At 58.7% G+C, this 24,433-nt stretch carries 20 protein-coding genes; 8 read left to right on the forward strand and 12 right to left on the reverse strand.

The window, feature by feature from the left end; translation table 11 throughout:
- Positions 1-120: 120 nt before the first annotated feature.
- The 4 genes from CRD13_RS09420 to CRD13_RS09435 form a co-directional block, all read right to left on the reverse strand.
- Positions 121-1,260, reverse strand: a complete 1,140-nt coding sequence (locus tag CRD13_RS09420; protein WP_255467840.1) for an MFS transporter — start codon at positions 1,258-1,260, stop codon at positions 121-123.
- A gap of 153 nt (positions 1,261-1,413) precedes the next feature.
- Positions 1,414-1,938: a CBS domain-containing protein gene (locus CRD13_RS09425; RefSeq protein ID WP_049189374.1), complete on the reverse strand. Its 525-nt coding sequence runs from the start codon at positions 1,936-1,938 to the stop codon at positions 1,414-1,416.
- 295 nt (positions 1,939-2,233) lie between these two features.
- Positions 2,234-3,106: a patatin family protein gene (locus CRD13_RS09430; RefSeq protein WP_049189375.1), complete on the reverse strand. Its 873-nt coding sequence runs from the start codon at positions 3,104-3,106 to the stop codon at positions 2,234-2,236.
- A gap of 98 nt (positions 3,107-3,204) precedes the next feature.
- Positions 3,205-4,455 carry a glutaminase gene (locus tag CRD13_RS09435; RefSeq protein ID WP_070438734.1) on the reverse strand — a complete coding sequence of 417 codons (1,251 nt, stop codon included), beginning with the start codon at positions 4,453-4,455 and terminating at the stop codon, positions 3,205-3,207.
- A 152-nt stretch (positions 4,456-4,607) separates the two neighbouring features.
- Here CRD13_RS09435 and CRD13_RS09440 point away from each other — a divergent pair, with 152 nt between their 5' ends.
- Positions 4,608-6,041: a GuaB1 family IMP dehydrogenase-related protein gene (locus tag CRD13_RS09440; RefSeq protein ID WP_070438731.1), complete on the forward strand. Its 1,434-nt coding sequence runs from the start codon at positions 4,608-4,610 to the stop codon at positions 6,039-6,041.
- Between the two features lie 167 nt (positions 6,042-6,208).
- The gene (locus tag CRD13_RS09445; protein ID WP_088611608.1) at positions 6,209-6,658 is read left to right on the forward strand and encodes a YchJ family protein; all 450 of its coding nucleotides are present in this window, start codon (positions 6,209-6,211) and stop codon (positions 6,656-6,658) included.
- On the opposite strand, the gene CRD13_RS09450 is transcribed toward CRD13_RS09445, so the two are convergent.
- Positions 6,655-7,608, reverse strand: coding sequence for a DUF808 domain-containing protein (locus CRD13_RS09450; RefSeq protein ID WP_069359251.1), 954 nt, complete (start codon positions 7,606-7,608; stop codon positions 6,655-6,657). The genes CRD13_RS09445 and CRD13_RS09450 overlap by 4 nt on opposite strands.
- Positions 7,609-7,779: 171 nt before the next feature.
- On the opposite strand from CRD13_RS09450, the gene CRD13_RS09455 reads away from it, so the two are divergent.
- A complete protein-coding gene (locus CRD13_RS09455; protein ID WP_016423140.1) occupies positions 7,780-8,487 on the forward strand; it encodes an isochorismatase family protein in 708 nt (235 codons plus the stop codon).
- 62 nt (positions 8,488-8,549) lie between these two features.
- Here CRD13_RS09455 and CRD13_RS09460 read toward each other — a convergent pair whose 3' ends face one another.
- On the reverse strand, positions 8,550-9,104 hold the full coding sequence (locus tag CRD13_RS09460) for a gamma carbonic anhydrase family protein (RefSeq protein WP_187401554.1): 555 nt from the start codon (positions 9,102-9,104) through the stop codon (positions 8,550-8,552).
- Positions 9,105-9,210: 106 nt separating this feature from the next.
- On the opposite strand from CRD13_RS09460, the gene CRD13_RS09465 reads away from it, so the two are divergent.
- From CRD13_RS09465 to CRD13_RS09480, 4 genes are all read left to right on the forward strand, one after another.
- Positions 9,211-9,534 (forward strand): putative quinol monooxygenase, encoded by a 324-nt coding sequence (locus tag CRD13_RS09465; protein WP_038629105.1) that lies wholly within the window; start codon positions 9,211-9,213, stop codon positions 9,532-9,534.
- The gene (locus tag CRD13_RS09470) at positions 9,534-10,151 is read left to right on the forward strand and encodes a hypothetical protein (RefSeq protein WP_048732750.1); all 618 of its coding nucleotides are present in this window, start codon (positions 9,534-9,536) and stop codon (positions 10,149-10,151) included. The genes CRD13_RS09465 and CRD13_RS09470 overlap by 1 nt, the downstream gene beginning before the upstream one ends.
- Before the next feature lie 186 nt (positions 10,152-10,337).
- Positions 10,338-11,204, forward strand: a complete 867-nt coding sequence (locus CRD13_RS09475; protein ID WP_005510660.1) for a 3-hydroxybutyryl-CoA dehydrogenase — start codon at positions 10,338-10,340, stop codon at positions 11,202-11,204.
- Positions 11,205-11,484: 280 nt separating this feature from the next.
- Positions 11,485-12,843, forward strand: a complete 1,359-nt coding sequence (locus CRD13_RS09480; protein ID WP_070595537.1) for a phosphatase PAP2 family protein — start codon at positions 11,485-11,487, stop codon at positions 12,841-12,843.
- 8 nt (positions 12,844-12,851) lie between these two features.
- Here CRD13_RS09480 and CRD13_RS09485 read toward each other — a convergent pair whose 3' ends face one another.
- The 3 genes from CRD13_RS09485 to CRD13_RS09495 form a co-directional block, all read right to left on the reverse strand.
- Positions 12,852-14,003, reverse strand: a complete 1,152-nt coding sequence (locus CRD13_RS09485; RefSeq protein WP_049189383.1) for a MalY/PatB family protein — start codon at positions 14,001-14,003, stop codon at positions 12,852-12,854.
- A 96-nt stretch (positions 14,004-14,099) separates the two neighbouring features.
- Positions 14,100-15,683, reverse strand: a complete 1,584-nt coding sequence (locus CRD13_RS09490) for a glycerol-3-phosphate dehydrogenase/oxidase (RefSeq protein ID WP_049189384.1) — start codon at positions 15,681-15,683, stop codon at positions 14,100-14,102.
- A gap of 622 nt (positions 15,684-16,305) precedes the next feature.
- Positions 16,306-18,000, reverse strand: a complete 1,695-nt coding sequence (locus CRD13_RS09495; protein ID WP_049192862.1) for an FAD-binding oxidoreductase — start codon at positions 17,998-18,000, stop codon at positions 16,306-16,308.
- Between the two features lie 224 nt (positions 18,001-18,224).
- Here CRD13_RS09495 and CRD13_RS09500 point away from each other — a divergent pair, with 224 nt between their 5' ends.
- Positions 18,225-19,184, forward strand: coding sequence for a diacylglycerol kinase (locus CRD13_RS09500; protein ID WP_049192863.1), 960 nt, complete (start codon positions 18,225-18,227; stop codon positions 19,182-19,184).
- A 55-nt stretch (positions 19,185-19,239) separates the two neighbouring features.
- Here the strand turns inward: CRD13_RS09500 and CRD13_RS09505 are convergent, their stop codons facing one another.
- From CRD13_RS09505 to treS, 3 genes are read right to left on the reverse strand one after another with little or no spacing between them, the layout of a single operon-like run.
- Positions 19,240-21,156 (reverse strand): ABC transporter ATP-binding protein, encoded by a 1,917-nt coding sequence (locus CRD13_RS09505; protein WP_070600905.1) that lies wholly within the window; start codon positions 21,154-21,156, stop codon positions 19,240-19,242.
- A 59-nt stretch (positions 21,157-21,215) separates the two neighbouring features.
- On the reverse strand, positions 21,216-22,568 hold the full coding sequence (locus tag CRD13_RS09510) for a hypothetical protein (RefSeq protein ID WP_049170698.1): 1,353 nt from the start codon (positions 22,566-22,568) through the stop codon (positions 21,216-21,218).
- Between the two features lie 32 nt (positions 22,569-22,600).
- Entirely contained in the window at positions 22,601-24,412 is a 1,812-nt protein-coding gene (treS, locus tag CRD13_RS09515) for a maltose alpha-D-glucosyltransferase (RefSeq protein ID WP_049170701.1), read from the reverse strand.
- Between the last annotated feature and the right edge of the window lie 21 nt (positions 24,413-24,433).

Raw genomic sequence — 24,433 nt, forward strand, 5'->3', positions numbered from 1 at the left:
TCAACAACCTATGCAACCTGCTCAGATGTCCTGAGCCGGAGCCAATATTTTGTGAAAGAAAGAATACAAGAGCTCGCCTCGGCACGCTTCCCAAAAACAAGAATTTCAGTCGCGTCTGCTTTACGACGCTCCGTCGGACCTCACCGCAGACTGTGCAACCTTTGCCACGGGATACGTGGATACCAACGCAACAATCGCACCGAAGATGAAAACGGGCACGAATCCGAATTTCGGTGCTGCGAAAGAAATAACAAAAGGGGCGAAGAAACCAACATAGGTCAGCGAATAGTAAATAGCGGTGGCAGCACCCAACTCGGCTGGCGGTGCGATAATTTGCACTTCGCGGAGGCCGGAGACCATCATCACGCCGTACGCGGCACCGAGAGCCAGGGCAGCGGGGAAAACGCTCCACACATTCTGGGTGAGTGCGACGATGAGGCTGAGCAGCATTCCGACCGTCGTTAAGCCAAGACCGAAAATAGCTGGCGGGATAAAGCTGCTGGAACTGATGCGAGTGACCAGTGGTTGCACCAGAACACCGGTGCCCATCGTAAGGCAGGCGATGAGTCCTGCGAAGGCGATGGGGTAGCGGGATTCGGCGATTGTCGGCAGGACGACGAAGGATGTGCATGCAGCACCGAAGACCCACGGTGCCCAAGCGGCGACTGCCCACAGGAACCTCGGGCTTAGAGTGGCGGAGGAGAAGAACCGTTGCGGAGAGTCGCTGTGCCCTGCCGCCGGTAATCCGCCGGAGGCGTTCCATGTCGGTGGTGCGATAAAAAGCAGCAGTGCGAGATGAACAAGATAGGGGATGACGTCGGGGCGGGGAGCAAACTCCGCGACCAGCCCTGAAGCCAGTGGGCCGAGGGAGAATCCAGCGGAGAGTGCAACGGTTGCGCGCCGGGCAGAAATTTGAGGTGCGACGGGCGCAATTTCTTTGATCCACGAGGCACCGGCGGCCATTACCATGCCCATCGAAATGCCGATGATAAGACGTCCTACCAGAAGTGATGGGAAGTGGAACCAGATGCCGGTGAGTAGGACGGCTGAGCCAACGGCAGAGGTTATGAGTGCAGGCCGGATGATGGCGCGACGGCCGAGCCGGTCGGAAAGTGGGCCGCAGATGAGTAGCGCGGGGATGAGTCCTGCGACGTAGATGGCGAAGAGAAAGGTGACCTGGGACTGGTTGAGAGCATCGGTTATTCGATACGCGGGCAGGAGTGGTGCGAAGAGGTTGGCTCCAAACGCAACCGCGAACATGCCCAGGGCTACCCGAATCCAGTCTCGTATCACGGTTGCCTCCTGAGGGCTCTCATCTGTGGGGATAGAACAGTGTGGTAACAACAATAGGCCAGCTAGCAAACGCTAGCTGGCCTATTGAGTTACTCGGGTCGTCTACCCAAGTTAGTCGCCCTAGTTATTGGCGGCGCCGAAAAACGCGGTAATCGGCGAGAAGAATCCCTTGGACTTCTTTGACTTCTTAGCTGCCTTTGTCCTGCCAAGAATGCGCTCAGAGATGCGGTCGGTGAGGACACCTACCAGCTTGCCGCTGCGGACGACGGGCAGCTCGCTGAGCGGCCCGTCAATAAGCTGGCGAGCCCTGATTGCAGCTGGATCCTCGGGCTTGACAAAGACCTTCACCGGGGCGCCGACGGTGTTCATGTAGGCATCGCGGTCGGCGTACTCACGGAGTTCCTTCAGCGTAATATCGCTGGTCAGGTAGCCTTCATCGTCGACGAGGAAGACACAGGTATCGTCATCGAGACCAGCAAATTCGGCTGCGTAGGTGCTCAGTGCCTCACCGACCGTGATGTCCTCCGGCAGCGCAATGTAAGAATCCGTCATGTGCATGCTTACGGTGTCAGGCAGGAGGCTGTACGGGCTGATTGAAGACTTCGGCTTGAAGAAGTTGGCGATGGTGTTCTGTGTCTGTGTCATTGTGGATCCTTTTCCAGGTATCCCAGCTCCTTTGCTAGGAGGGAATTTCTGTTGATTGAAAAATTATGGCTCCCCGCCTAAGAGTGTTGGCAATGTAATGCCGTAACTAAAGGTGGCCACTTGAGATGGACCCTTGCTTCGAGAGTCTTTCGAAACTCTCGATAAAGTGCAGGGCAGCGGCCTATGTGGATATAGGAGCCTTACCTAACGAGGTTGTTCGCTACGCAAAGGTTAACACAAGGTTACGTACACAGTAAAGAGGAATGAACGAAAAGCTTCCTAAAGGTGGCGGGAGTTATAAGCCCATGAACTCTCGAATTGCTGGCCATTCGGCATCGGCTTGCGCCCGGCCGAGCTCGTAGTTGTGCAGCAGCTTCGACCGCCTCCGCTCCGCCTTTGTGATGCTCATGTTATTGGCGTAGAAAACATATGCTTGGCCTTTTCGTTCAAGCTCAGCAGCCCAATCGAGAGAAGCGTTGTAGCGCTCGTGTCTAGTGATAAGCAGCTCAGCCACCACCGGGTTACTGCGGAAAATCTGGCGCAGTAGCTGTGGGCGCTTAGGGGCGGTGCGACGGAATCCTTTCGGGCGAGTCAGGACGATGAGGAACTTCTTGAAACCATCTGCTTCGGCGGCATTAATGGGAATGCCACCTGATGATCCCAGTGCACCGTCGACGAACGGAACGCCATCAATATAGGGCATACGCATGACACCCGGAATCGTCGAACTGGCGCGAGTGTACTTCATCAGCGTAGGTAGATCTGGGATATCGTCCGGCCCCCAGTTGATGGTCTCGCCCGTATCCGCTCGGACAGCAGAAATCCGGTAGGGAGTTGGATTGTTCTTAAAAGTCTCGTAATCCAGGGGCATGGCGCCGTCGGGAAGTCCCGCGTCTTCGTAGATGTACTCGGCATCGAAATAGCCCCGCCCGCGCAACATTGGGCGCCAGCCACTGCTGTTCGGCTGTGCGATGAAGTCAGTGAAGCTAATTATAGAGCGCTGGATATCCCGGGAAAGGTAATTGACCACGTGAGAGGCGCCGGCGCTTACGCCACCGACCCAGCCGACATCGATGCTCTCGCGAAGTAGCCGCTCGACGAAAGGTGCCGTGTAACTATTGCGAGTCCCTCCGCCCTCGAAGACTAATGCCACATCGCTGACCTGCATTTACATCCCTCCGGTTGTTCTCGCGCTGCTGCCTTTCGAGCGTTACGATCGTTCAAGACTACCCGAACGTCACCATATTGGATTTCGGTTAGCGTAGTTTACGGCGCATCTTGGAGGATGACCGGCAGCAGCCCCTCTCCCATATCTGGGTTCGGCAGTACGCCCTCCGGGTCGTAGAACAAGATCTCCTTGCCCTCGTGGCTCAGACGTCGCATCGCTTCCAGAATCAACGTGCGTCCCACCGGGTTGACAATGCCAACGCGGCTGACGTCGAAGACAACTTCGCTTTCCGACGGTGTGGAAGTCGCCAACCTGTTGAGAACAATCTCGGCCGCAGTGAAGTTGACGGGGCCCTGAATCTCGATGATCGAGCGGCCATTGCTGACGCGTGTACCGCGCAGCGCACGCGAACCAATCGCATCGGCATCCATGAGATGAAGACCCAAATCTTCGGAGAGCTTCCGGAAGATGGCAATGCTGCGGACGCTATTGCCGTGGTCGTTCAATCGCGGCGAAAAGGCTGCGAGCCCCGCCTGTCCAGGCAGCGCTCCCAGCAAGCCGCCGGCGACACCGCTCTTGGCGGGAATCCCGACGTCGGTAAACCATTCACCGGCCTCGTCGTACATGCCGGCAATAGCCATCACGGACAAGACTCTGCGAACAACCGAGCGGCCGAGCACAGTCTGATTGGTAACCGGGTTAACGCCACCGTTGGCCAACACTGCGGTCATCATGGCGACATCGCGAGTGTTGACCAGCACGGAGCACTGTGCGGTGTAGCCGCGGACAGCATCGTGGGGCGTGGTTTCGATGAAACCGTAAGCTGCCAGCATATGTGCGATGGACATGTTTCGATGGGCAGTGTCCATTTCGCATTCATAGGCATCGTAGTCAACGCGAAGCTTACGGCCAGCCAAAGTCGAGAGAAGCTCCACCATGTGCTTCGTGCGAGTCTTCCAGTTGGCACCTGGCTGGCATACGAACTGGTTGATGGCCAGTGCGCCGACATTAATCATCGGATTTTTTGGTCGGTGCGTGCCCTGCTCCAGCGACAGCTCGTTGAAAGCCTCACCGGAAGGTTCGGTGCCCACAATGCTGTCGATTTTGTCTGTGCCGTGCTCGGTGATGGCTGCGGCATAAGCGAAGGGCTTGGACATCGACTGAATGGTGAATTCAGTATCGGTGTCGCCAGCGGTATAGGTGCGCCCTGACACGGTGGTCATAGCAAGCGCGAGGCGGTCGGGATTAGCTTGGGCAAGGGTGGGAATATAGTCCGCTACCTCGCCAGACTCATCGGGGCGGACGGATTCGACGATTTCGGACAAGTAATCTTTGATCGGCGTTTTCATCAGATTCTGCTAAGCATCTTTCCTGGGCTGAAAAATCCCGGTTGAGTCAATGGAGTCCCGTTCGAACCTACACCAGGCGAGGTCAGCCACTGATGCTCACCTCTGTGCACTCTCACCGTGCGCGCCGGAAAAATCGGCATATCCTGGGGTGTGTGAAATTCCTCAACAATCAGTCCGCGCCCTACGAGTTGACCTACAGCGATGTCTTCATGGTGCCGTCAAAGTCATCCGTCGGCTCTCGCATGGGTGTCGATTTAGCCACCGATGATGGCACCGGCACAACCATTCCGATTGTCGTCTCCAATATGACGGCCATCTCCGGTCGCCGGATGGCCGAAACCACCGCTCGCCGAGGCGGAATTGCCATCCTGCCGCAGGACGTCCCAGCTGACATTGCTGCTGAGACCATCCGCAAGGTCAAGTCCGCTGGGTTGGTTTTCGACACTCCAATCGTCGTCAAGCCTCACCACACCGCGGGGTATGCGCGCCATCTTCTGCCGAAGCGCGCGCACGGTGCGGCAGTGGTGGTGGAAGACAACAAACCGGTTGGTCTGATTACCGGCCGTGATCTGGCGGGCGTTGACAACTTTGCGCAGGTGGGGACGCTCATGTCCACTTCGCTATTTACGCTTCCGGCCGATATTGAGCCCCGTGACGCTTTCGACCAGCTCACCGCATCCGGGCGCAAACTCGCTCCGGTGGTGGATGCCGATGGCGCGCTGGTGGGTATCCTCACGCGTAAAGGCGCGCTGCGGGCGACGCTTTACAAGCCGGCTGTCGACGCGGAGGGCAAGCTGCGCGTCGGTGCGGCGCTTGGCATCAACGGTGATGTTGAAGGGCGCGCGAAGACACTGCTCGACGCAGGTGCCGACGTGCTCGTTGTCGATACCGCCCACGGTCATCAGGAATCGATGCTCCGTGCTTTACGACGAGTCCGCGCGCTCAACCCACCTGTGCCAATTGCCGCTGGCAATGTCGTGACCGCCAATGGTGTTCGCGACCTAGCGGAGGCGGGAGCCGACATTATTAAGGTCGGCGTCGGTCCGGGTGCGATGTGCACAACCCGAATGCAGACCGGAGTTGGGCGTCCACAGTTTTCTGCCGTGCTCGAATGCGCTGCAGCTGCCCGTGAATGCGGCGTGCATGTCTGGGCTGATGGTGGAGTGAAGGATCCTCGCGATGTTGCGCTTGCGTTGGCTGCGGGTGCGTCCAACGTGATGATTGGCTCGTGGTTTGCCGGTACTTTCGAGTCCCCAGGGGATGTCCAAAAGGACGTCGACGGGCGCATGTTCAAGGAGTCCTTTGGCATGGCTTCACACCGTGCGGTGGAGAGCCGAAATGCACAGGTAGAGGCCTTTGAGAAGGCCCGGCGCGAGATGTTCGAAGAGGGCATCTCGACTGCGAAAATCTACCTGGAGCCAGGCCGCGAAGGCGTGGAGGACCAGATCGATCGCATTATCTCGGGCGTACGTTCTTCGTTCACATACGCGGGTTCGGCCACCATCGAGCAGTTCGCTGAGCGGGCAGTGGTGGGAATTCAATCCGCTGCGGGCTTTGCGGAAGGAATGCCGAGGGCGACGCGGTAGCCGTCGTCAAGCCTCTCGGGGCTAAGCCGACTAGCGGTGCTGCGGGCCAATTGGTAGGTATGTAAAGACGTTGTTAGGACGTGTTTAGTACCACGTGCAAGATTGGGGAGGGGCTGGCGATTATGGGTCGGCAGGTAAGAGAAAACAGTGCTGTAACGGAGTCTGGATTGGTAGCAGGAAACGGTGCTAGAGCAGGAAGCGGGAACGCATTTTTCGCCCGCGCCCGCGTTACTGATTCCGATTTGTGCCCGTGTGGTGGGGGACTCTACGGGCAGTGCTGTGGCCCGCTGCACCGCGGTGAGCGGGAGGCGGTGACCGCAGCTGAGCTGATGGCAGCGAGGTACAGCGCTTACGCTGCCCACGAGGCGGATTACATCTGGCGGACGTGGCATCCGCGCTACCGCCCGGAAGTTATCAATGTCGATGACGGTGTGGAATGGGAAGGACTCACCATCATCAACGCTGTCGATGGCGGCGAGGATGACCGCGAAGGCATCGTGGAATTTGAAGCGGCTTTTCATGACCATGACGGTGTCGGTACGATGCACGAGCGTTCCCGTTTTGTTCGGCGTGCGCGACGTTGGGTCTACGTCGACGGCGAGGTCACGTACTCCTAAGCATCAGACTTGTTGTGCTTGCCGTGGCCGAATGGCAGCACGGCGACAATCGCCACAATGATTGCACCCCAGATGGTGCCGAAAATCAGTGAGCCGGTGGTATTGGCCAACCAGCCGAGGAAGCCGCCGGTAAACAGCTGCTCAAGGTTGTGGACCAGCTGGTAGGGGAGATGCCAGCCCAGCTCGTCGAGGCCGACCACCATGATGTGGCCACCGACCCACAACATGGCAAACGTGCCGATAATGCCGATCGTGTTCAGAACGATTGGCATGGCTTTGACCAGTGCCGTACCAAACTTGCTGATACCGGCTGACTTCTTGGACTGCAGGTGCAGGCCAATGTCATCAATCTTGACCAAGAGGCCCACCACGCCGTAGACCGCAAGCGTGATGATGAGTGCGACCACAATAAGAATCAGCGCGCGATTGAGCAGCGGCTGATCAGCGACCTCATTGAGAGAAATCACCATGATTTCCGCAGAGAGAATCAAGTCTGTGAAAATTGCAGACTTCACCAGCGAATCTTCATTCTGTGGTGTGCGGTTGGTCGCCGCCTCTATCCGCTCCTGCTCAGTCTGATCGGGAGAGATTCGGTGCTTAATCTTCTCCCAGACCTTTTCCATGCCCTCAAAGCACAGGTAGGAGCCACCGAGCATCAAAATCGGCGTCAGCGCCCAGGGCAGAAACTGACTTAGCAGCAATGCAATCGGCAGAATAATGACAATTTTATTGACCAAGGAGCCCTTGGCGATACGCCAAATAATCGGCAGCTCGCGTTTCGGCGAGACACCCTCGACGAATTTAGGTGTCACCGCAGCGTCGTCAACCACAACACCGGCGGCTTTAGCGCTAGCTTTGCCGGCCGCAGCCGCAATATCGTCTGTTGTTGCCGCTGCAGCACGTGCAATCGTGGCAACGTCGTCAAGCAGCGCGACAAGTCCGCCTGCCATAAAAACCTCCCGTATTGGAGGACGCGACCAGGAGCCGTCGTCGTACCAAAGACTTACCGGAGCAATTTTAACCGCTTTCCCGGATTGACTCTGTGTTGTCGGTAGGGCGTCGATGTCCGGTCGATAGTTCACGTGCTCCTCTGAACGTGGGCACGTGGCAAGATATAGGCCATGAACGCTTCCTTCTCCGAAATCTACCGACAGGTCAATGCGGACAACTCGGACAACGCTGGCACCGAGGCAGACACCAGCAATGACGCCCACTCCGAGGAACAGCAGCGCCCGGCGCGTCCCCGCATGGCACTGGTAGTCGTCGACGCTCAGAATGATTTTTCCGCGGGTGGCGCACTTGCCGTCGACGGTGCTGAGGCAGCGTACACCGCTACATATCTGCATGTTGCGGGCACAGCTAACAAGTACTCGGTTCTTGCGACCACCCGTGACAATCACATCGACCCAGGCACGCACTTCTCTGAAACCCCGGATTTCGTCGATACCTGGCCGAAACACTGTGTTGCAGGTACCCCTGGCGCAGAGATTCACCCCGGCATGCAGCGCGCCATCGCGTTTTTTGAGCAGCTCAACCCCGCTGCTGTGCGTATCGATGTCACAAAAGGGGAGTACGCCGCCGCCTACTCCGGTTTCGAGGGAACAACGGAGGCTGGCGTTTCGCTTGCCGACGCTCTCCGCGCCTCTGACATCGAAGAAATCGATGTGGTGGGAGTTGCGACTGACCACTGCGTCCGCGCCACAGTGCTCGATGGCCTCAAGGAGGGCTTTTCCGTTCGTGTTCTGAGCAATCAGGTCGCGGCGGTGGACCCGGAGCGCGGCAAGGCTGCACTAGCGGAATTGGCCGCGGCGGGCGCGACAGTGGTGTAGTGCTGCGACGCTGACCGTCAAACAATCCGCCTAGCCGCTTAGCTAGGCGCCTCGGCAGCCGCCTAGTTAAAAATCACCATATCCAGGTCGACCTCGCGGAGGTGGCGGTGGTTGGACGCTGTTTCCACATAACGCCCTGCATGGGCGATGAAGCCCTCTGCTTCCTCGGCGGAGAGTTCACGACGCACCTTGGCGGGAACGCCTGCAGCCAGCGACCTGGGGTCGATAATCTGATCTTCCAACACCACGGCACCTGCAGCAATGAGGCTGCCAGCGCCGATACGGGAACGCGAAAGCAGGGTGGACTTCATGCCGATGAGGCAACCATTTTCAACCGTGGTGCCGTGGACCAAGGCCATGTGTCCGACGGTGACATCATCGCCGAGAATTGTGGGCACACCTCGGTCGACATGGACTGTGGAGTTGTCCTGAATATTGGTGCGCTGGCCGATGCGGATCGGTGCGACGTCTCCTCGGAGAACAGAACCGTAGAACACGGAGCTATCCGCACCGATTTCGACATCACCGATAATGACCGCGCCGGGCGCAATCCAGGCGCTGGAATGAATGCGTGGGGTCTTATCTTGGTAGGTGAGAATGAGCGGAGTGTTCATCATACAAACCAATATAACTGTCACCTGAGGTCAGCGTAAGAAAAATTCTCAGCGAAACTCTATTCGTCGAAGGGTGCAATTCTGCTTGGACGCGCCTACAGTGGGCGACATGATTTTTATCGTTGTGAATTACCAAGTTAAGCCGGAATTTGCCGACGAATGGATGGACCACGTCGCTGAGTTCACCGCTGCCACCCGCGCAGAGGCTGGCAACAAGTGGTTTGAATGGTCCCGCAGCGTAGAAGACCCCAACCAGTACATCCTCGTCGAGGCATTCGATGATGACGCTGGTGAAGCCCACGTCAATTCCGAGCACTTCGCCAAGGGCCTGGAGGCGATGAAGCCGCTGCTCGCTGAGACCCCGAAGATTGTCTCGCAGGTACTGCCAGATAAGCAGGACTGGGATCGCATGGGCGAGCTGCAGGTCGACTAATGTCCTCAGACACCATTCGCGATAGCGCAGCCGCTTCCAGCAGTGACACCTATTCTCTGATTGGGCGTGGCCTGCGTATTGGCTCCGCTGTGCTGGCCTCTGCTCTCGTCGTTGGTCTCAGTGCTTGTGGGGATAGCGATGAGGCAGCCCTGGAGGGTAGCCAAAATCAGTCAAGCCAGGAGCAGAGTGCTGTTGCCTCCACTGCCGCCATTCGGGATAACTTGGCTCAGCTGGCGGCAGATACTGCGGCGCTGAAGAAAGCATCGCAGACACTAATTGCAAAGGAATCGGTCTCGGAAGAGACTCGAAAGATTGCGCAGCAGGCGGAGCCAATCTTTGCTGAAGAGGAAGCGCAGCTAGTCAAGACTCTCGGCGTCGATGTTGATCCGTCGGAGACCAAGCTCGACACCGCCACCATGACTCGCCTCGAGAACGAGGAGGGGCCACACGCAGATATGGCTTATCTGACGTTGATGGAAGGCAGCCTGGATAAGATGCTCGGACAGTGGGAAGAGCTGGAAAAGCATGGCGGAAACGACCTGCAAGAGTTGGCACGCTCTTCTCAGCAGCAGCTGGAAGATATTCAGCAGGCGCTGGAAAAACGTATGCAGTACTAGCCGCTGCCCAAAGCTCGTGGGGGGGAAATTCAAGTAAAAAGTCCTGCAAAGCGTGCCCGGGGAACCGGGGAAGTGAGTAGCGTGTAAATAAAGCCAGTGCGCTGTGATCGTCGTCAAGCGAATGCGCACTCGGATGAAGCACAATGCTGGCTAATAACCCAGAGTAGAAGGTAGGAAAACACGCCAATGGCAAATAGTATCTCGCGAGTAGGTATCGTCGGCGCCGGTCAGATGGGCTCCGGAATTATTGAGGTCTGTGCGAAGGCCGGTAGCGATGTCAAGGTCTGGGAGGCCAAGGAGGAGTTCCTTGAGTCCGGTCGCGCCCGTATTGAAAAGTCACTGGATAAGGCCGTTTCCCGTGGCAAGCTAGAGCAGTCTGCACGTGATGAGATTCTGGGACGTATTAGCTTCACCACCAAGCTGGAGGACTTCGCTGACCGTGAGCTGGTCATCGAGGCCATCGTGGAGAACCCGGAAGTAAAGGCCAGCGTCTTCTCGCAGCTCGATGAGATTGTTGAGTCGGACGATGCCATCCTGGCTTCCAACACCTCCTCGCTGCCGATTCAGTCCATTGCCGCAGCCACCAAGCGTCCGGAGCGCGTCATGGGTCTGCACTTCTTCAACCCGGTGCCCGTTCTGCCTCTGGTAGAGCATGTCGTTACTCTGACGACCGGTGATGTTCAGTCGGAGCGTGCGTACGAGTACGCTTCCGAGGCGCTGGGCAAGACCGTCATTCGCGCTAAGGATCGCTCGGGCTTCATTGTTAACGCCCTGCTGGTTCCGTACATCCTCGGCGCTATCCGCATGCTGCAGGACGGCATTGCTACCGCAGAAGACATCGATGCCGGAATGGTCAATGGCTGTGCGCACCCGATGGGTCCGCTGACTCTGGCCGACATGGTTGGTCTGGACACCATCAAGTTCATTGCCGATGCCATGTTCGATGAGTACAAGGAGCCGACTTACGCGGCACCTCCGCTGCTCAAGCGCATGGTTGAGGCGGGTCACTTCGGCCGCAAGTCCGGCCGTGGCTTCTACGACTACTCCAAGTAGTCCACGCTTTTAGCCCCGTTTGGGGCGAGTATTGAATTCTTACCGGTTGACGGGCTTTTATCCCGCCAACCGGTTTCTTTTATGCATTTATCAGTGAAAATCCGGAGTCTGAGGGGGAAAGTTCCCACGATTGGCCCTAGCATTTTGAAAACTTGTTTCTTTTCAACGCGCCGAAACCTCACAGTGCGCTTAACATAAGTGAAGATTTTGTCAGACCTTGGCTTATAGAGCACTTCACAACTGGTGCCTCCCACGCAGCAATCTGGAAAGGAATGCTTCAGTGTCTTCTTTGAAGCCGCACAAGCGCACTGCAACACGTACTCGCGTCGGCGCTGCTACCGCAGCAATGGCAGTTGTAATGGGGCTTACACCGGCAACGGCCGTGGCAGCTCCGGTCAACCCGTTGGCCGAGCTCGGCAACCGCCTGGACTCTGTTTCTGATCTTCCAGCTAATGTGGCCGCTCCAGAGGGAATCAAGCTCCCCGGCGGTGGCTTCGAGGTCCCGGATTCCATCTCGCTGCCGTCATCTTCCGGTGAAAACACCGACCCGAATGCGCCGAAGCCAACCTCGTATCGCCCGGACCAGATTGCACGCGCGTACCCGTCGGATGCCGCCACCGATAACTGGTTCTACTTCTACGTTGTGCATCCTTTCGTGGAGCTGGAGAAGAACCACCCAGAGGTTATGGACCAGAACCTCGAAACGGTCGTCCGCATTAACAACGCTGCCAAGAATGAACCGCAGGCACAGGAACTCGCTCTTGATGACGACTACCTGGACCCACTGGCCAATATTTCCACTGCTTTCGGTGCAAACCTGGGCCAGCACTTCCGTGATGCCTACGACGAGGATCGCCTGCCGAAGGTAAAGGCCCTGCTGTCCGGCAACCTTGCTCGCGGCGGCGGTCTGGTCAGCTCGACCTTCTTCGAGAAGTACGTCTACGGCTACGATCGCCCGTTTGTGGTGGCGCCGGAGCGCATCGAGCGCTACTACCGCGAAGGTCAGGACGACCCGTACTCGACCACCCCGTCCTACCCGTCGGGCCACACCAACAAGGCTGCATGGACTTCAACCATGCTGGCTATGATGCTGCCGGAGGTTGCACCGCAGATTCAGGCGCGTGCGTCCGAGGCTGGTCATTCTCGCCTTGTCATGGGCGTCCACTACCCGCTGGACGTTATGGGCGGCCGCATGATGGGCAACCAGGCCGCAGCTGATCGTTGGGCAGACCCAGAGTTCCGCCCACTCATCGAAGAAGCCATGGATGAGCTGCGTACGGAGCTCGAGTACCGCTGTGGCGACACCATCGCCAACTGCGTTGCCAAGGACACTCCGTACATGAGCACCGCAGCTGCCGTTCAGCAGTACACCGAACGCATGACCTACGACTTCAAGCAGGTTGGCCCGGCTAACGAGCCAGTTGTTGTTCCGAAGCGTTACGCAGGTTTGCTGGAGACCCGCTTCCCGCAGCTGACTGAGGAACAGCGCAGCTCCGTCCTCGCTCAGACCGCAATCCCATCCGGCTACCCGCTCGATCGCACTGACGGTGAGGGCCAGCACGTTCGCATGAACCTGGCTCGCGCTCTGGCCGCCAACGTTGTTGTCAACGCCGACGGCAGCGTCACTGTCACCAACTAAAACGTCAACTACAAGCGCAGGGCCGCGTCAAGACGGTCCAGGGCCTCACCGAGGATTTCCGGGGAGGTCGCAAAGTTAAGCCGCACATGCCCAACCCCGCCTTCGCCGAATGCGAAGCCGGGGTTGAGTGCTATTTTGGCGTTTTCAACCAGCCACGCAGCTGGGTCCTCACTGTCAACACCAGGCACGTCACCCAAGTCCAACCACGCCAAAAATGATGCTTGCGGTGGGGTAAAGCGAGCCTGTGGCGCAAAAGTGGACAAACGTGTTCGCAGAGTCTCACGGTTGGTGCGCAGGACATCGACAAAATTGTCCAGCCAGGGCACGCCATCGCGGTAGGCGGCGGTGGCCGCGACGACACCAAGAATAGAAGCGCCTTCGCGAACAATGAAGGGCAGCTCCAGCCAGGTTTTGGCATCTTCGTCGTTAAAGATGATTTGCGCACACTTGAGGCCGGCGGTATTCCAGCCCTTCGAGGTAGCAGTCACCGTGATAGTCACGGCCGCCGCGGTATCCGACACCGACGCGGTTGGAGTGTGAGTGCCATCTAGAACAACTGGGCCGTGAATCTCGTCTGAGATAACGCGCGCACCAAAGCGAGCGGCTAAATCGGTAATCTCACGCAGTTTTTCGGGGGAGTAGGTAAAGCCGAGAGGATTATTCGGGTTACACAAGATCAGGCAACCGGCACCGTCGGCGAAGGCGCGTTCGAGGGCGCCGAGATCCGGGCCGTCGGCAAGCGTGGGAATGCACACTGTCTCGCGTCCCAGCGCGGGACCTACCTGGAAAAACGGCATGTAGGCGGGAGTGGGGACGACAATTGCGGAATCGGGGCGGGTGAAGCGTTCAACCGCGAGTGTGACACCGCGGACGACGTCAGCGACGGCAAAGATATTGTCGGGGTTCGGGCGCCATCCGTAGCGTTGTGCAGAAAAGTCCGCGGTTGCGGTCGTAAGCGCGGTGATGTCCTGCGAGAGGTATCCGAATTGTTCGCGCTGACACGCCTCGTCGATTGCGGCACTGACGGCAGGGCAGGTTGTGGCATCGGATTCGGCGATCCACAGTGGCAGCACGTCCGGTGAATATGCGGTCCATTTGACTGTCCTGCGGGAGCGGAGTTCATCGAGGGAGGGGAAAGTGACAGCGTTATTTACACTCATAGTTTCCGTGTATACAGAAAAAGCGGGAAGTCCGAAGACCCCTGCTTTAACCAGTAGCTACGGCCGCATCAGAAGCAGCCGCGGCAATGGCCAGCGCTAGGCCAGCCCCAGCGCCTCCTGAGCAGCTGGCAGGGCAGCTTCGCGATCAGCCTTGACCAGCCCCAGCCGTGTGCGGCGATCGAGAATATCGTCGACGCTGAGAGCTCCCTCGTGCGTCACATGCCAGGCGAACTCGGCGCGGGTGACATCGAGACCCTCCGCTACCGGGTCGAGCGGTCGGTCGAGCGGACAGGATTCGATGACCTCGAAGGATTCGGCACCGTAGCGGTTAAACAGCGGCATCGGGATACGGCCGGCAGCGGCAGCGGTGCGAGCGCGGTCGAGCTCCTCTGGCTCGGAGCCCAGCACAGGGATGGTGCGGGTGGAGCACGGAGCAAGCGAAACACCGAGCTTTTCCGCAACCTTGTCCACGGTTTGCTCCGCCATTAGACGGTACTCGGTGAGCTTGCCCCCAGTAATGGAAATCAGGCCGTTCGGGGCCTCCAACAAGGCGTGCTCGCGGGAGAGGTCAGCGGTGTGTGCCTCGCCGGCGTCGATGAGCGGACGCAGGCCGGCGAAAGCACCGATGACATCGTCACGAGTGAGCGGAACCTCGAGTGCCTGGTTGATGACATCGAGCAGAAAAACGATGTCATCCTCCGGCACTTCCGGCTCGTCCGGAATCGGGCCCGGTGCATCCTCATCGGTCAGGCCAATGTAGACGCGGTTGTGCTCTGCGGGAAGGACAAAACAGAAACGGTTGGTGTGACCAGGAACCGGTACCGTCAGAGAGCCGGTAGGGTTGCCTAGCTTCGCGGCGTCAAGAACCAGATGCGTGCCGCGAGATGGGCGAATCTTGATGTTCGTCGCTAGGTTTGCGGCCCACACACCAGTGGCATTGACCACAGCGTGAGCCGGCAGCTCGAAGGAATCGCCAGTGAGCTCGTCGCTTAGTGTGGCGCTCGTTCCAGAGGCAGTCTCGCAGCGGACCCGGGTCAAGATAGTTGCACCGTAGCTAGCGGCGGTTCGAGCGATAGCGGTGACCAAGCGTGCGTCGTCACGCAGCTGACCGTCGTAGTTGACGTAGCCGAATTTCACGTCGCGCTTACGGACGGTCGGCGAAAGCTGGCTGACTCGGCGGGAACTGACAGTGCGGGACAATGGCAGGGTAGTGGCGGAGGTACCAGCGATAATGCGCAGAAAGTCACCGGCCAAAAAGCCTAAACGCGGCAAAACCCTGGTCAACGGTGCAAAGTTATCCATCACCGGTACAACCTGCGGCAGGTTACGCACTAGGTGCGGAGCGGTGACGTCGAGCAGCGCACCACGTTCAATAGCTGAGCGGCGAGCGATACCGACATTGCCGCTGGCAAGGTAGCGCAAGCCCCCGTGGGCGAGCTTCGATGACCAACGAGAGGTGCCGAAAGCTAGGTCCTTCGATTCGACGAGAACGGTCGTCAAACCCCTCGACGCCGCATCTAAAGCGATGCCGACACCAGTAATACCGGCGCCGATGACCAGCAGATCTGGGATGTCGCCCTTAACGGTCTCTTCGCGTAGACGATTCAAGTCCGCTTGCCGACGAGCCTTGTTCAAAACCGCAGCTGAGCGATCGCGCTGAGGAGCGTGCGTGGCAGTCATAGTCTTTCTTCCTCGACTTTCCCGAAGACGGTAATAGTGATGAAACTATCTGGCGTAAGTGATGAAGTTGTGGAGTGCGTAGTGAGTGTGAACTATTTCGGGCGTACCCCATTGCAAGGCGCTTAGAAATAGACTAAGTTGTTCATTATCAACGACCGGCACGGATATTGATTCAAGAGATCTTTCTTAGTTGCGAATCATTTCCCGGGATTACAAGGAAGGAGACACCTCGATGGCTATGCACCCAGCGTCCAACCGCTCTGAGTCCATGAACCGAGCTTTCGCTGCTATTGCACCATCGCTGCAAATGTGTTGCTGCTGTCTCCAGTCCGTGCCACCCCAGACAGGTCGTAACTAGAAAAGCACGCTTAGGTATTTAAAACGCCACGCTGTTTGCGGTCGCACGGACGAAATCGCACCGATTGAGCCGACCATCCCACTATCCGGGCATCTTCGCTTGGAATCCCAGGAAGAAGCGACAGCGACAATGACCGCAGCACTTGAATCTTTTACCCTTGACGATTACGTTTCACTGTTTATTTATGACGGCCCAACGTCACCGGCAATCTACGCCAGCGAACTGGTCAGTCTAGCTCGCTAGCGGAGGCTGGCGGCAACAGGGTTAAATCATGTTGCCGTCGTAACGCTCTTCCAAGGAGTGCGGACCGGTAGCCAACTTGCCCGGGTTGAGGATGCCAGCAGGGTCGAGTTCGTCCTTAATTGCACGCATGACCTTGGCGAACAACTCGGTGTTCTCCTCGTAGTACTGCGGGCTGTGATCCTGGCCAATGCCATGGTGGTGCGTGATGGTGCCGCCAAAGTTCATCATGGCCTCCGACGCCGCGGTCTTGATGTCCATCCACTGCTGGAGGATCTCGCCCTCGGTCTCGCGGAAGAAGTACGTGAAGTACAGCGAGCAGCCGGATTCGTACATGTGCGAGATGTGGCAGAAGACGTACACCGGGGTGCCGTGCTTCTCGCCAGCGGCTTCCATTGCGGAGGCGATTTCGCGGCGCAGTGTAGCGGCGTTATCCCAGGTGGTGGCGGTTTCCAGGGTGTCGACGCCGACGCGGCGAGTCATCATGACATCGCGCAGGTACGGCGAGGAGAAGCGGTGGTTAACCCAAGCCATGCCCGGGATGGAGCCCATGCGGACGCACTTCTTGGCCAGCAGGCGAGCGGCCAGGCGCTCACGGGTGACGCGGGCGCCGACCGGATCCGTCTGCGCAAAGCCAAAAATCACCATGCACGGGGTGTCGATGCCACGCAGCTTCAGGTACTTTGTGACCTTCTCGGACATGCTGGCGGAGCCCAGCTGAGTGAGGCCGAACAGCGTCTCCTTCTCGTCGGAGATGCGTGCTAGGTGCGGGATATTGCCGCTCTGCTCCAGTTTGCGCAGCTCCTCGGCGGCTTCCTCAAAGGAGTTGAAGAAGTAGGTGTCGAAGAGCATCTCCTTTTGTGGACGCTGATTCAGGGCAATCGTCACATGCGTGATGATGCCCAGGGTGCCCTCCGAACCCAGGAAAAGCTCACGCGGGTTCGGGCCGGATGCCGACGACGGCATGTCGCGGAATTCCATGGTGCCGGCTGGCGTGACGACGCGCATGCCAATCACGTTGCGGTCGATACGACCGTAACCAGAGGATTCTTGGCCTGCCGAGCGGCAGGAAACCCAACCGCCGACAGTGGAGTACTCGAAGGACTGCGGGAAGTGACCAGCGGTGAAGCCGGCCTTGGACAGCTCCTTTTCTAGGTCGGGGCCGAAAACGCCGGTCTGGGCGGTGACAGTGCCAGCGACTTTGTCGATGTCGATGATCTTGTTAAAGGCGGTCATGGACACTGCGATGGCCTTACCCATGCCTCCGTCAACAGCCTCCACGCCGCCGACGACCGAGGTGCCACCACCGAAGGGGACGACTGCAATCTTGCGCTCAGCGCATACCTTGAACAGGTCTTCGATGTGCTTTTCAGTTTTCGGTAGCACTACAGCATCTGGGGCGACATCGAGCTTGGCTGCGCGAAGGCGAACCAGGTCGGGGTAGGAGCGTCCGACCGCGTGCTTGACGCGGGTGTCGTGGTCGGTGGCGACGGCATCCGCGCCGACAACAGCGCCCAGGGCTTCGATATCCTCGGCGCTGAGGCGACTATTGGGGATGGTGACGTCGGCGATGTTGCGCGGCGGGTTGTTTGCGTCCAACGACATACCGATTTCGCGCTGCAGTAGCTTCTCGCTGGCCGTGGTGATTGGCTTGTCGTTGCCGTCAACACCCCAGCCCCACCAGCGCATGCGGTACGGAATCGTGAGCTTGTTAGACATCCTGAGCTTCTCCTTGGGCATCGGTGCTGCGAGTCTGAACTGCGGAATTATATGTAACTTGCGCGGAAGCACATCTTTACATCTTTTATTATAGCGGTATTACGTTACGTTTTCTCAAAAAATGTCAATCAATCTTGGTAAGCTTTAGTTAGATGCATTAACGCACTCCCATAAAGGCCAGTATTGACCGGTCAAAAGCCCACGTAAAAGTAGGTATTTCTTCGATGAACGCTAACGACAAGGATCTCAACTACCCGCTGGGAACAACTGAGATTCGTACCCTTGCTCTGGTCACTAACCCCCACGCGGGTCATGGCGCCTCGCAGATTGCGTCCGCCCGGGCGAGCCGGGTGTTCGCGGATCGCGGCATCGATGTCATCGCTCTCCAAGGTGCTAACCCCGACGACGCCCGCAAGCTCATTCGTGAGGTCATCGCCGACGGCCGAATTGATGCCCTGGCAGTCTGTGGTGGCGACGGCATGATTAACCTCGCACTGCAGGAGCAGGCACAGACCGGCATCCCCCTCGGTATTATCCCGGCCGGCACCGGAAACGACCACGGTCGCGAATACAATCTGCCGCGTGGCAATGCTCGCGATGCCGCTCACGTTATCGCCGATGGCTTCTGGACGACCACTGACCTCGGCCGCATCATCAATGAGGCAGGGGAGCAGCGCTGGTTCGGCACTATCATGTGTGCCGGCTTCGACTCGATTGTCTCCGACCGCGTCAATCAGATGACCTGGCCGCATGGCCGCAACCGCTACAACCTGGCTATCGTCCGCGAGTTCTTGGCTTTTCACTCGCTACCATTCCGCATCACGCTCGATGACGATCGGGTTCTCGAAGATCCAATCACGCTGGCCGCCTTCGGCAACACCCGTTCTTACGGCGGTGGGATGAAGATTTGCCCGTCCGCAGACCACTCCGACGGACTGATGGACATCACTGTCATCGGCAAAGCCGGGCGCATCAAGGCCGCCCTGGCCTTCAAGTCCGTGTTCGACGGCACCGTTGAAAAAATCGGGGAGGTCAGCACCTACCGCGCCAAGAAGGCTTACGTGGAATACATCGGCCCGCCACGCCAGATGAACGCCTACGCTGACGGCGACCTCATGTTCCCGATGCCGGTCACCGTCGAAATTGTTCCGGGCGCTGGCCGCTACATCGTTCCCCGTCCGTAAAAGGGCGCAGGGGTGCCCGTCGTCAAGCGTTTCCTGCATGCTTGACGACGGCGCGTTACCCCTTGATGCCGTACTTCTTCAGGCGCAGACGATCCGCCGCCGAGGCCGAAGCCGTCAGGCGTAGCAACTCGGCGTAGATACCGTCAGTCTGCGCCAATTCTGCGGGTGCGCCCACCTCGTCGACGTGACCGTCACGCAGCGTCACGATGGTGTCCACATCGGAAATTGTGGACAGGCGGTGGGCGATGATAACCGTTGTGCGTCCCTCCATCAGCTTGTCCAAGCCTCGCTGAACTTCGCGTTCGGCCTTGGTGTCCAGCGCCGAAGTGGCTTCGTCCAGGATGAGCAGGGGAGCATCCTTCAAAATAGCGCGCGCGATGGCGATGCGCTGCTTCTGGCCACCCGAGAGCTTCAGACCTCGCTCGCCGATAGTGGTGTCGTAGCCTTCGGCGAAGCTGCGGATGAAGTCGTCGGCGTTGGCCTTCTTCGCGGCGGCAATGATTTCTTCGTCGGTGGCGTTGGGTTTGCCGTAGGCGATGTTTTCCCGAATCGTGCCGGAGAATAGTGACGAGTCCTGGAACACGACGGCAGAGCCAGCACGCAGAGTGGAACCGGAAACCTCGGAGACATCCGACCCCAGCACGCTCAAGCGGCCTGCGGTCGGGGCGTAGAAGCCGAGCAGCAAGTTGACGATGGTGGACTTGCCGCCACCCGACTCGCCGACCAGGGCGATTTTCTGGCCCGAGTACGCCTGGAAGCTGACATTGGAGAGCACCGTCTTGTCCTCTTCGTAGGCAAAATCCACTGCGTCGAAGTCGACAATGGGAGCGCCAATTGCCTCCTGTTCGGCTGCGCGTTCCAGGGAGGAACGGTGGGCGCTGTCGACGGACTCTGCGTCTGCGGTGGAACCAACGGACGCGGAGTCGAAGTCGCCGTTATTCGCGGTCGCTGCACTGAGCAGCTCCGGCTGCGTGCGGGTCTCTGGAGTAAGCTCCATGACCTTGAAGTAATCGCGCGAACCGGCGACTGCGCGCTGGGCAGCGTCGACCAGGAAGCTCATCATGGTCACTGGTTGGCGCGCCATGTTAATCAGCTGAATGAGCATGACCATGGTGCCGATGGAGAATTCTCCCGACAGCGTACGCAGGAAAAGCAGCAGGTAAATGCCTGCGAAGATGATGTTCAAAATACCCCCGCGAAGGGCATCCATGCGGTGCCACCACGTTGACTGATCGCGGGTCAGGGAGATGGTGCGGCGGAAGCGGGAACCAAAGAAAGCGATTTCGCGCAGCTCCGCAGTGTAGGAGCGGACAACCTTGACTTGGCCGATGACCTCGGCAAAACGGCCACCGGCGATATCGATTTGTTCGTTCTTTTTCGCTTCAATCTTCTGCCAGCGCTTCGAGGTCAGCGCGGTCAGCAGGGTGTAGACCGGGAAAACGATAATCAATAGCACCGCCAGGGGCCAGTAGTGCCAGGCAGTGATGCCCAGTACCGCGCCGACGGTCAACAGCATCGGGAAGAAGTTGTTGGAAAACGCCTGGAGGAACTGCGTGATATTGCTAATCGAGCGTTCCAGGCGGGCGATAATTGTGCCGGTGACCTGACTGTCGAAATAGCGTTGCGGCAGCGACAGCAGCTTTGCATAGTAGCGGGTCGACAGAATCTCGCGCATGCGCGCAGTCATCACATCGCCCAGGTAACCACCGATGTTATGCACGATGGTTTGCGTCAGATCTGCGATTAGCAGCCCGATGACCAGCCAGATTACCGTGCGAGTGGTATCGGACATCGCCGCCTGGCTCAAGCCTTCATCGCTGGACACCGCGCCGACGATGGCGTCGGTGGCATCGCGGATGAGGAAGGGGCTAATCAACGACGCGGCGGCGGTGGCCAGCGAACAGATGATGACCCCGATATAGAAAGGCCAGAGCACTCGTGTAGTGGACAGGATTCTGCTGAGCAGACGCACGAAAGACCTCTATCTTGCGGGAGGATCACTCCCGCGATGAAATTACTGCGACAAAAGCCCTATCCTAACAGCGAGCGCACAGCACCAAGCGGCAGCGGCAGCCAGTTGGGGCGGTTCTGCGCTTCGTAAAGGCACTCGTAGATGGCCTTATCCAGTACAAAGGCCTCCAGTAGCGCCGGGTCACTGGCATCGCCATAGCCCTCCAAGAACGCATCGATATTGCGGCGAGCCCACTGCTCAACACGCTCGGTAGCTGCCTCGGTGTCTTCACGTCCGGTCAGCAGCGGGTAATGAGCGGCGTAATCGAAGGAGCGAATCATGCCGGCGATATCGCGTAGGCGGTGATCCGGCAGACGGCGCTCCTCCCACGGGCGCGACGGCTCGCCTTCGAAGTCAATCAAGCGCCAAGAGCTCGGCGTGCGCAATACCTGCCCCAAGTGCAGATCACCGTGGATTCGCTGGACGACGGCACCACCTTCCGGAACCGCAGCCTCCGCGCGATCGAAGATAGCCTGCGCTTTATCTTTGACCTCAGCAATTTGTGGCACCACACCAGCGACGAAGTCCAGGCGAGCTCGCAGTGGGGCTACCAGCTCCGCACCGGTCAGACGCTTCTTTACCGCGACAGCGGCAGCGAGGCTGCTGTGTACCGAGGCCACTGCTTCGCCGAGCGCACGCGCTTCGGATGTAAAGTCGGTGCCCAAATCTTCCAGCGGGGTCTGACTGTCGCGGATGGCATCGCGGACTGCGCCAAGAGCCAGCTCCCAGCCATCCACCGAGTTCGGTGCGAATTCCTGCAGCATGGCGGTGGTGTAGGTGTCTTCGCCAATGGTGGTCTCCACCCAGGAGTAGAGCTCAGGGACGAACTTGCAATCCGCCTGGGCCAGTGCGGCCAGCAGCTCCACATCGGCATTAGTACCGGGGTAGAGGCGACGGAAGAACTTGCACATCACGCGGTCGTCGAAAATGACCGAGGTGTTCGACTGCTCGACTCCCATGGGGCGGCCGGATTTCGGTCGGAGCTGCTCAGAGCCCGGCACACGTCGCAGTTCCATGCGGCCGAGCTTGCCTTCGTCGGAAAGCTTCTGGCCGAGTGCTGTGATGGCATCCGAATCAATCAGAGCGTCGTAGCCGACGATGCCCTCCGCGCGAACCAGCAGGGACTGCTCGTGGCCATCGGGGACGTCCTCCGCCCAAGCGATGGGCAGCTGATAGGTCGGTGCGGAATGCGCGGTGTGCACCCTCACCAATGCGATATCGACATCGGGACTGTCGGGATTGTCGCGCAGTACGGGGTCAAGCGCGAGGATCTCGACGTGGTCGATGTCAGAGACCTTGTCAGCGAAAAAGCGCATCTTGACCAGTGTGTCTGCCAGCTCTTCGGCAATGAAATCGGCGGTGGGAATAGTCATTTCAGTTCGTTCGCCTTTCGGGACTTAAAAGATCACTCTTTATTATCGGCGTTTGTGACGGCATCGGCTGCGGCATCGGCGGCGGTGCCTGAGTGCTCGCGTGATGACGTCACCGGCGCGTCCGATATCGCCTGCGCAACCGGGATTGTCGGCGCCGACATGGAGGCGCTCGATTCGAGGTTTGTCTCTGGCGGCAACTGGATTTCGAACCAGTAGAAACCGTGACCAGGAAGCGTGATCTGGTAGGGATCAGTGCCAATTGTGGGGAAGGGAACCGAACCCGTGAGCTCTACCGGGGTGGCGCCGGCGAACTCGGACAGATCCAGCGAGACGGCCGCGGGGTAAGAGGACAGGTTGTTGACGCACAGCAGCACTTCGTCGCCGTATGTGCGCAGATAGGTCAGAACAGAGGCGGTATCGCTATTCAGCTCGCGGAAATCACCGAGGCCAAAAGCCTCATAGCGCTTGCGGACCTGAATCAGTCGACGCACCCAATTCAACAGCGAATTGGAGTAGCTCGCTTGGTTCTCGACATTGACCGCCTGGTAACCGTAGGTCGCATCCTGAATGGTCGGCAGATAGAGCCGACCAGGGTCGGCCTTGGAGAACCCGGCGTTGCGGTCGGGTGACCACTGCATCGGTGTGCGCACGCCATCGCGGTCACCGAGCCAAATGTTGTCGCCCATACCAATTTCGTCCCCGTAGTAGAGCACCGGCGAACCCGGCAGGGAGAGTAGCAGGGCATTGAAAAGCTCGAGCTGTGTGCGGTCATTTTGCAGCAGTGGCGCTAGACGACGGCGAATGCCGATGTTGGCCTTCATCCGCGGATCGTGCGCATACTCGGCGTACATGTAGTCGCGCTCGGCATCGGTGACCATTTCCAGCGTCAGCTCATCGTGGTTGCGCAGGAAAATGCCCCACTGAGCCGAAGACGGAATCTCTGGCGTGGACTCCAGGATCTCCGAGATGGGGAAGCGGGACTGCTTGCGCACCGCCATGAAAATGCGTGGCATGAGTGGGAAGTGGAAAGCCATGTGGCATTCGTCGCCACCGACCTCCGGGTCGCCGAAGTATTCCACCACATCGGAGGGCCACTGGTTGGCCTCCGCCAGCAGGACGCGACCCGGGTATTCCTCATCCATGACCTTGCGGCAGCGCTTCAGAAAAGCGTGGGTCTCGGGCAGATTCTCGCAGTTAGTACCTTCGCGTTCGAAGAGGTAGGGAACAGCGTCGAGGCGGAAGCCATCGATGCCGAGATCGGACCAGAAGCGCAGCACATCGAGCATCGCTTCCTGCACCGCCGGATTGTCATAGTTCAAATCCGGCTGGTGGGAGAAGAAACGGTGCCAGTAGTACTGGCCACGCACCGGGTCATAGGTCCAGTTGGAATCCTCGGTATCGACAAAGATAATGCGTGCGCCCGAGTAAGTGTCCGGGTCATCAGTCCAGACATAAAAGTCGCCGTAGGGGCCATCCGGATCAGTGCGCGACTGCTGAAACCACTCATGGGTATCGGAGGTGTGGTTCATCACCAGGTCAGTAATAACGCGGATACCGCGCGCATGGGCCTCGTCGAGAAGCACCTTAAAATCCTCGACCGTGCCAAACTCGTCGAGCACGGCGCGGAAGTCGCGGATATCGTAACCGCCGTCGCGCAGCGGGGAGTCGTAGAAAGGCGGCAGCCAGAGGCAGTCAACGCCCAGCCATTGCAGATAATCGAGCTTCTCCGTCAGCCCTTTGAGGTCGCCGGAGCCGTTGTTGTCGGAGTCGAAGAAGGCCCGGACGAGCACCTCATAGAACACCGCGCTGCGGTACCACTCGTAATCTTCCTTGGCGATAGTCATGCATCCCAGCGTAATGACTAT

This window comes from Corynebacterium sp. LK26 (assembly GCF_014335085.1).
Taxonomy (GTDB): Bacteria; Actinomycetota; Actinomycetes; order Mycobacteriales; family Mycobacteriaceae; genus Corynebacterium; species Corynebacterium jeikeium_D.

Excerpts from the sequence above, each read along its gene's own strand:
- CRD13_RS09420 (WP_255467840.1), bottom strand. The coding sequence starts at position 1,260 with ATGTTCGCGGTTGCGTTTGGAGCCAACCTCTTCGCACCACTCCTGCCC.
- CRD13_RS09425 (WP_049189374.1), bottom strand. The coding sequence starts at position 1,938 with ATGACACAGACACAGAACACCATCGCCAACTTCTTCAAGCCGAAGTCT.
- CRD13_RS09430 (WP_049189375.1), bottom strand. The coding sequence starts at position 3,106 with ATGCAGGTCAGCGATGTGGCATTAGTCTTCGAGGGCGGAGGGACTCGC.
- CRD13_RS09435 (WP_070438734.1), bottom strand. The coding sequence starts at position 4,455 with ATGAAAACGCCGATCAAAGATTACTTGTCCGAAATCGTCGAATCCGTC.
- CRD13_RS09450 (WP_069359251.1), bottom strand. The coding sequence starts at position 7,608 with ATGGCAGGCGGACTTGTCGCGCTGCTTGACGACGTTGCCACGATTGCA.
- CRD13_RS09455 (WP_016423140.1), top strand. The coding sequence starts at position 7,780 with ATGAACGCTTCCTTCTCCGAAATCTACCGACAGGTCAATGCGGACAAC.
- CRD13_RS09460 (WP_187401554.1), bottom strand. The coding sequence starts at position 9,104 with ATGATGAACACTCCGCTCATTCTCACCTACCAAGATAAGACCCCACGC.
- CRD13_RS09465 (WP_038629105.1), top strand. The coding sequence starts at position 9,211 with ATGATTTTTATCGTTGTGAATTACCAAGTTAAGCCGGAATTTGCCGAC.
- CRD13_RS09470 (WP_048732750.1), top strand. The coding sequence starts at position 9,534 with ATGTCCTCAGACACCATTCGCGATAGCGCAGCCGCTTCCAGCAGTGAC.
- CRD13_RS09475 (WP_005510660.1), top strand. The coding sequence starts at position 10,338 with ATGGCAAATAGTATCTCGCGAGTAGGTATCGTCGGCGCCGGTCAGATG.
- CRD13_RS09485 (WP_049189383.1), bottom strand. The coding sequence starts at position 14,003 with ATGAGTGTAAATAACGCTGTCACTTTCCCCTCCCTCGATGAACTCCGC.
- CRD13_RS09490 (WP_049189384.1), bottom strand. The coding sequence starts at position 15,683 with ATGACTGCCACGCACGCTCCTCAGCGCGATCGCTCAGCTGCGGTTTTG.
- CRD13_RS09495 (WP_049192862.1), bottom strand. The coding sequence starts at position 18,000 with ATGTCTAACAAGCTCACGATTCCGTACCGCATGCGCTGGTGGGGCTGG.
- CRD13_RS09500 (WP_049192863.1), top strand. The coding sequence starts at position 18,225 with ATGAACGCTAACGACAAGGATCTCAACTACCCGCTGGGAACAACTGAG.
- CRD13_RS09510 (WP_049170698.1), bottom strand. The coding sequence starts at position 22,568 with ATGACTATTCCCACCGCCGATTTCATTGCCGAAGAGCTGGCAGACACA.
- treS (WP_049170701.1), bottom strand. The coding sequence starts at position 24,412 with ATGACTATCGCCAAGGAAGATTACGAGTGGTACCGCAGCGCGGTGTTC.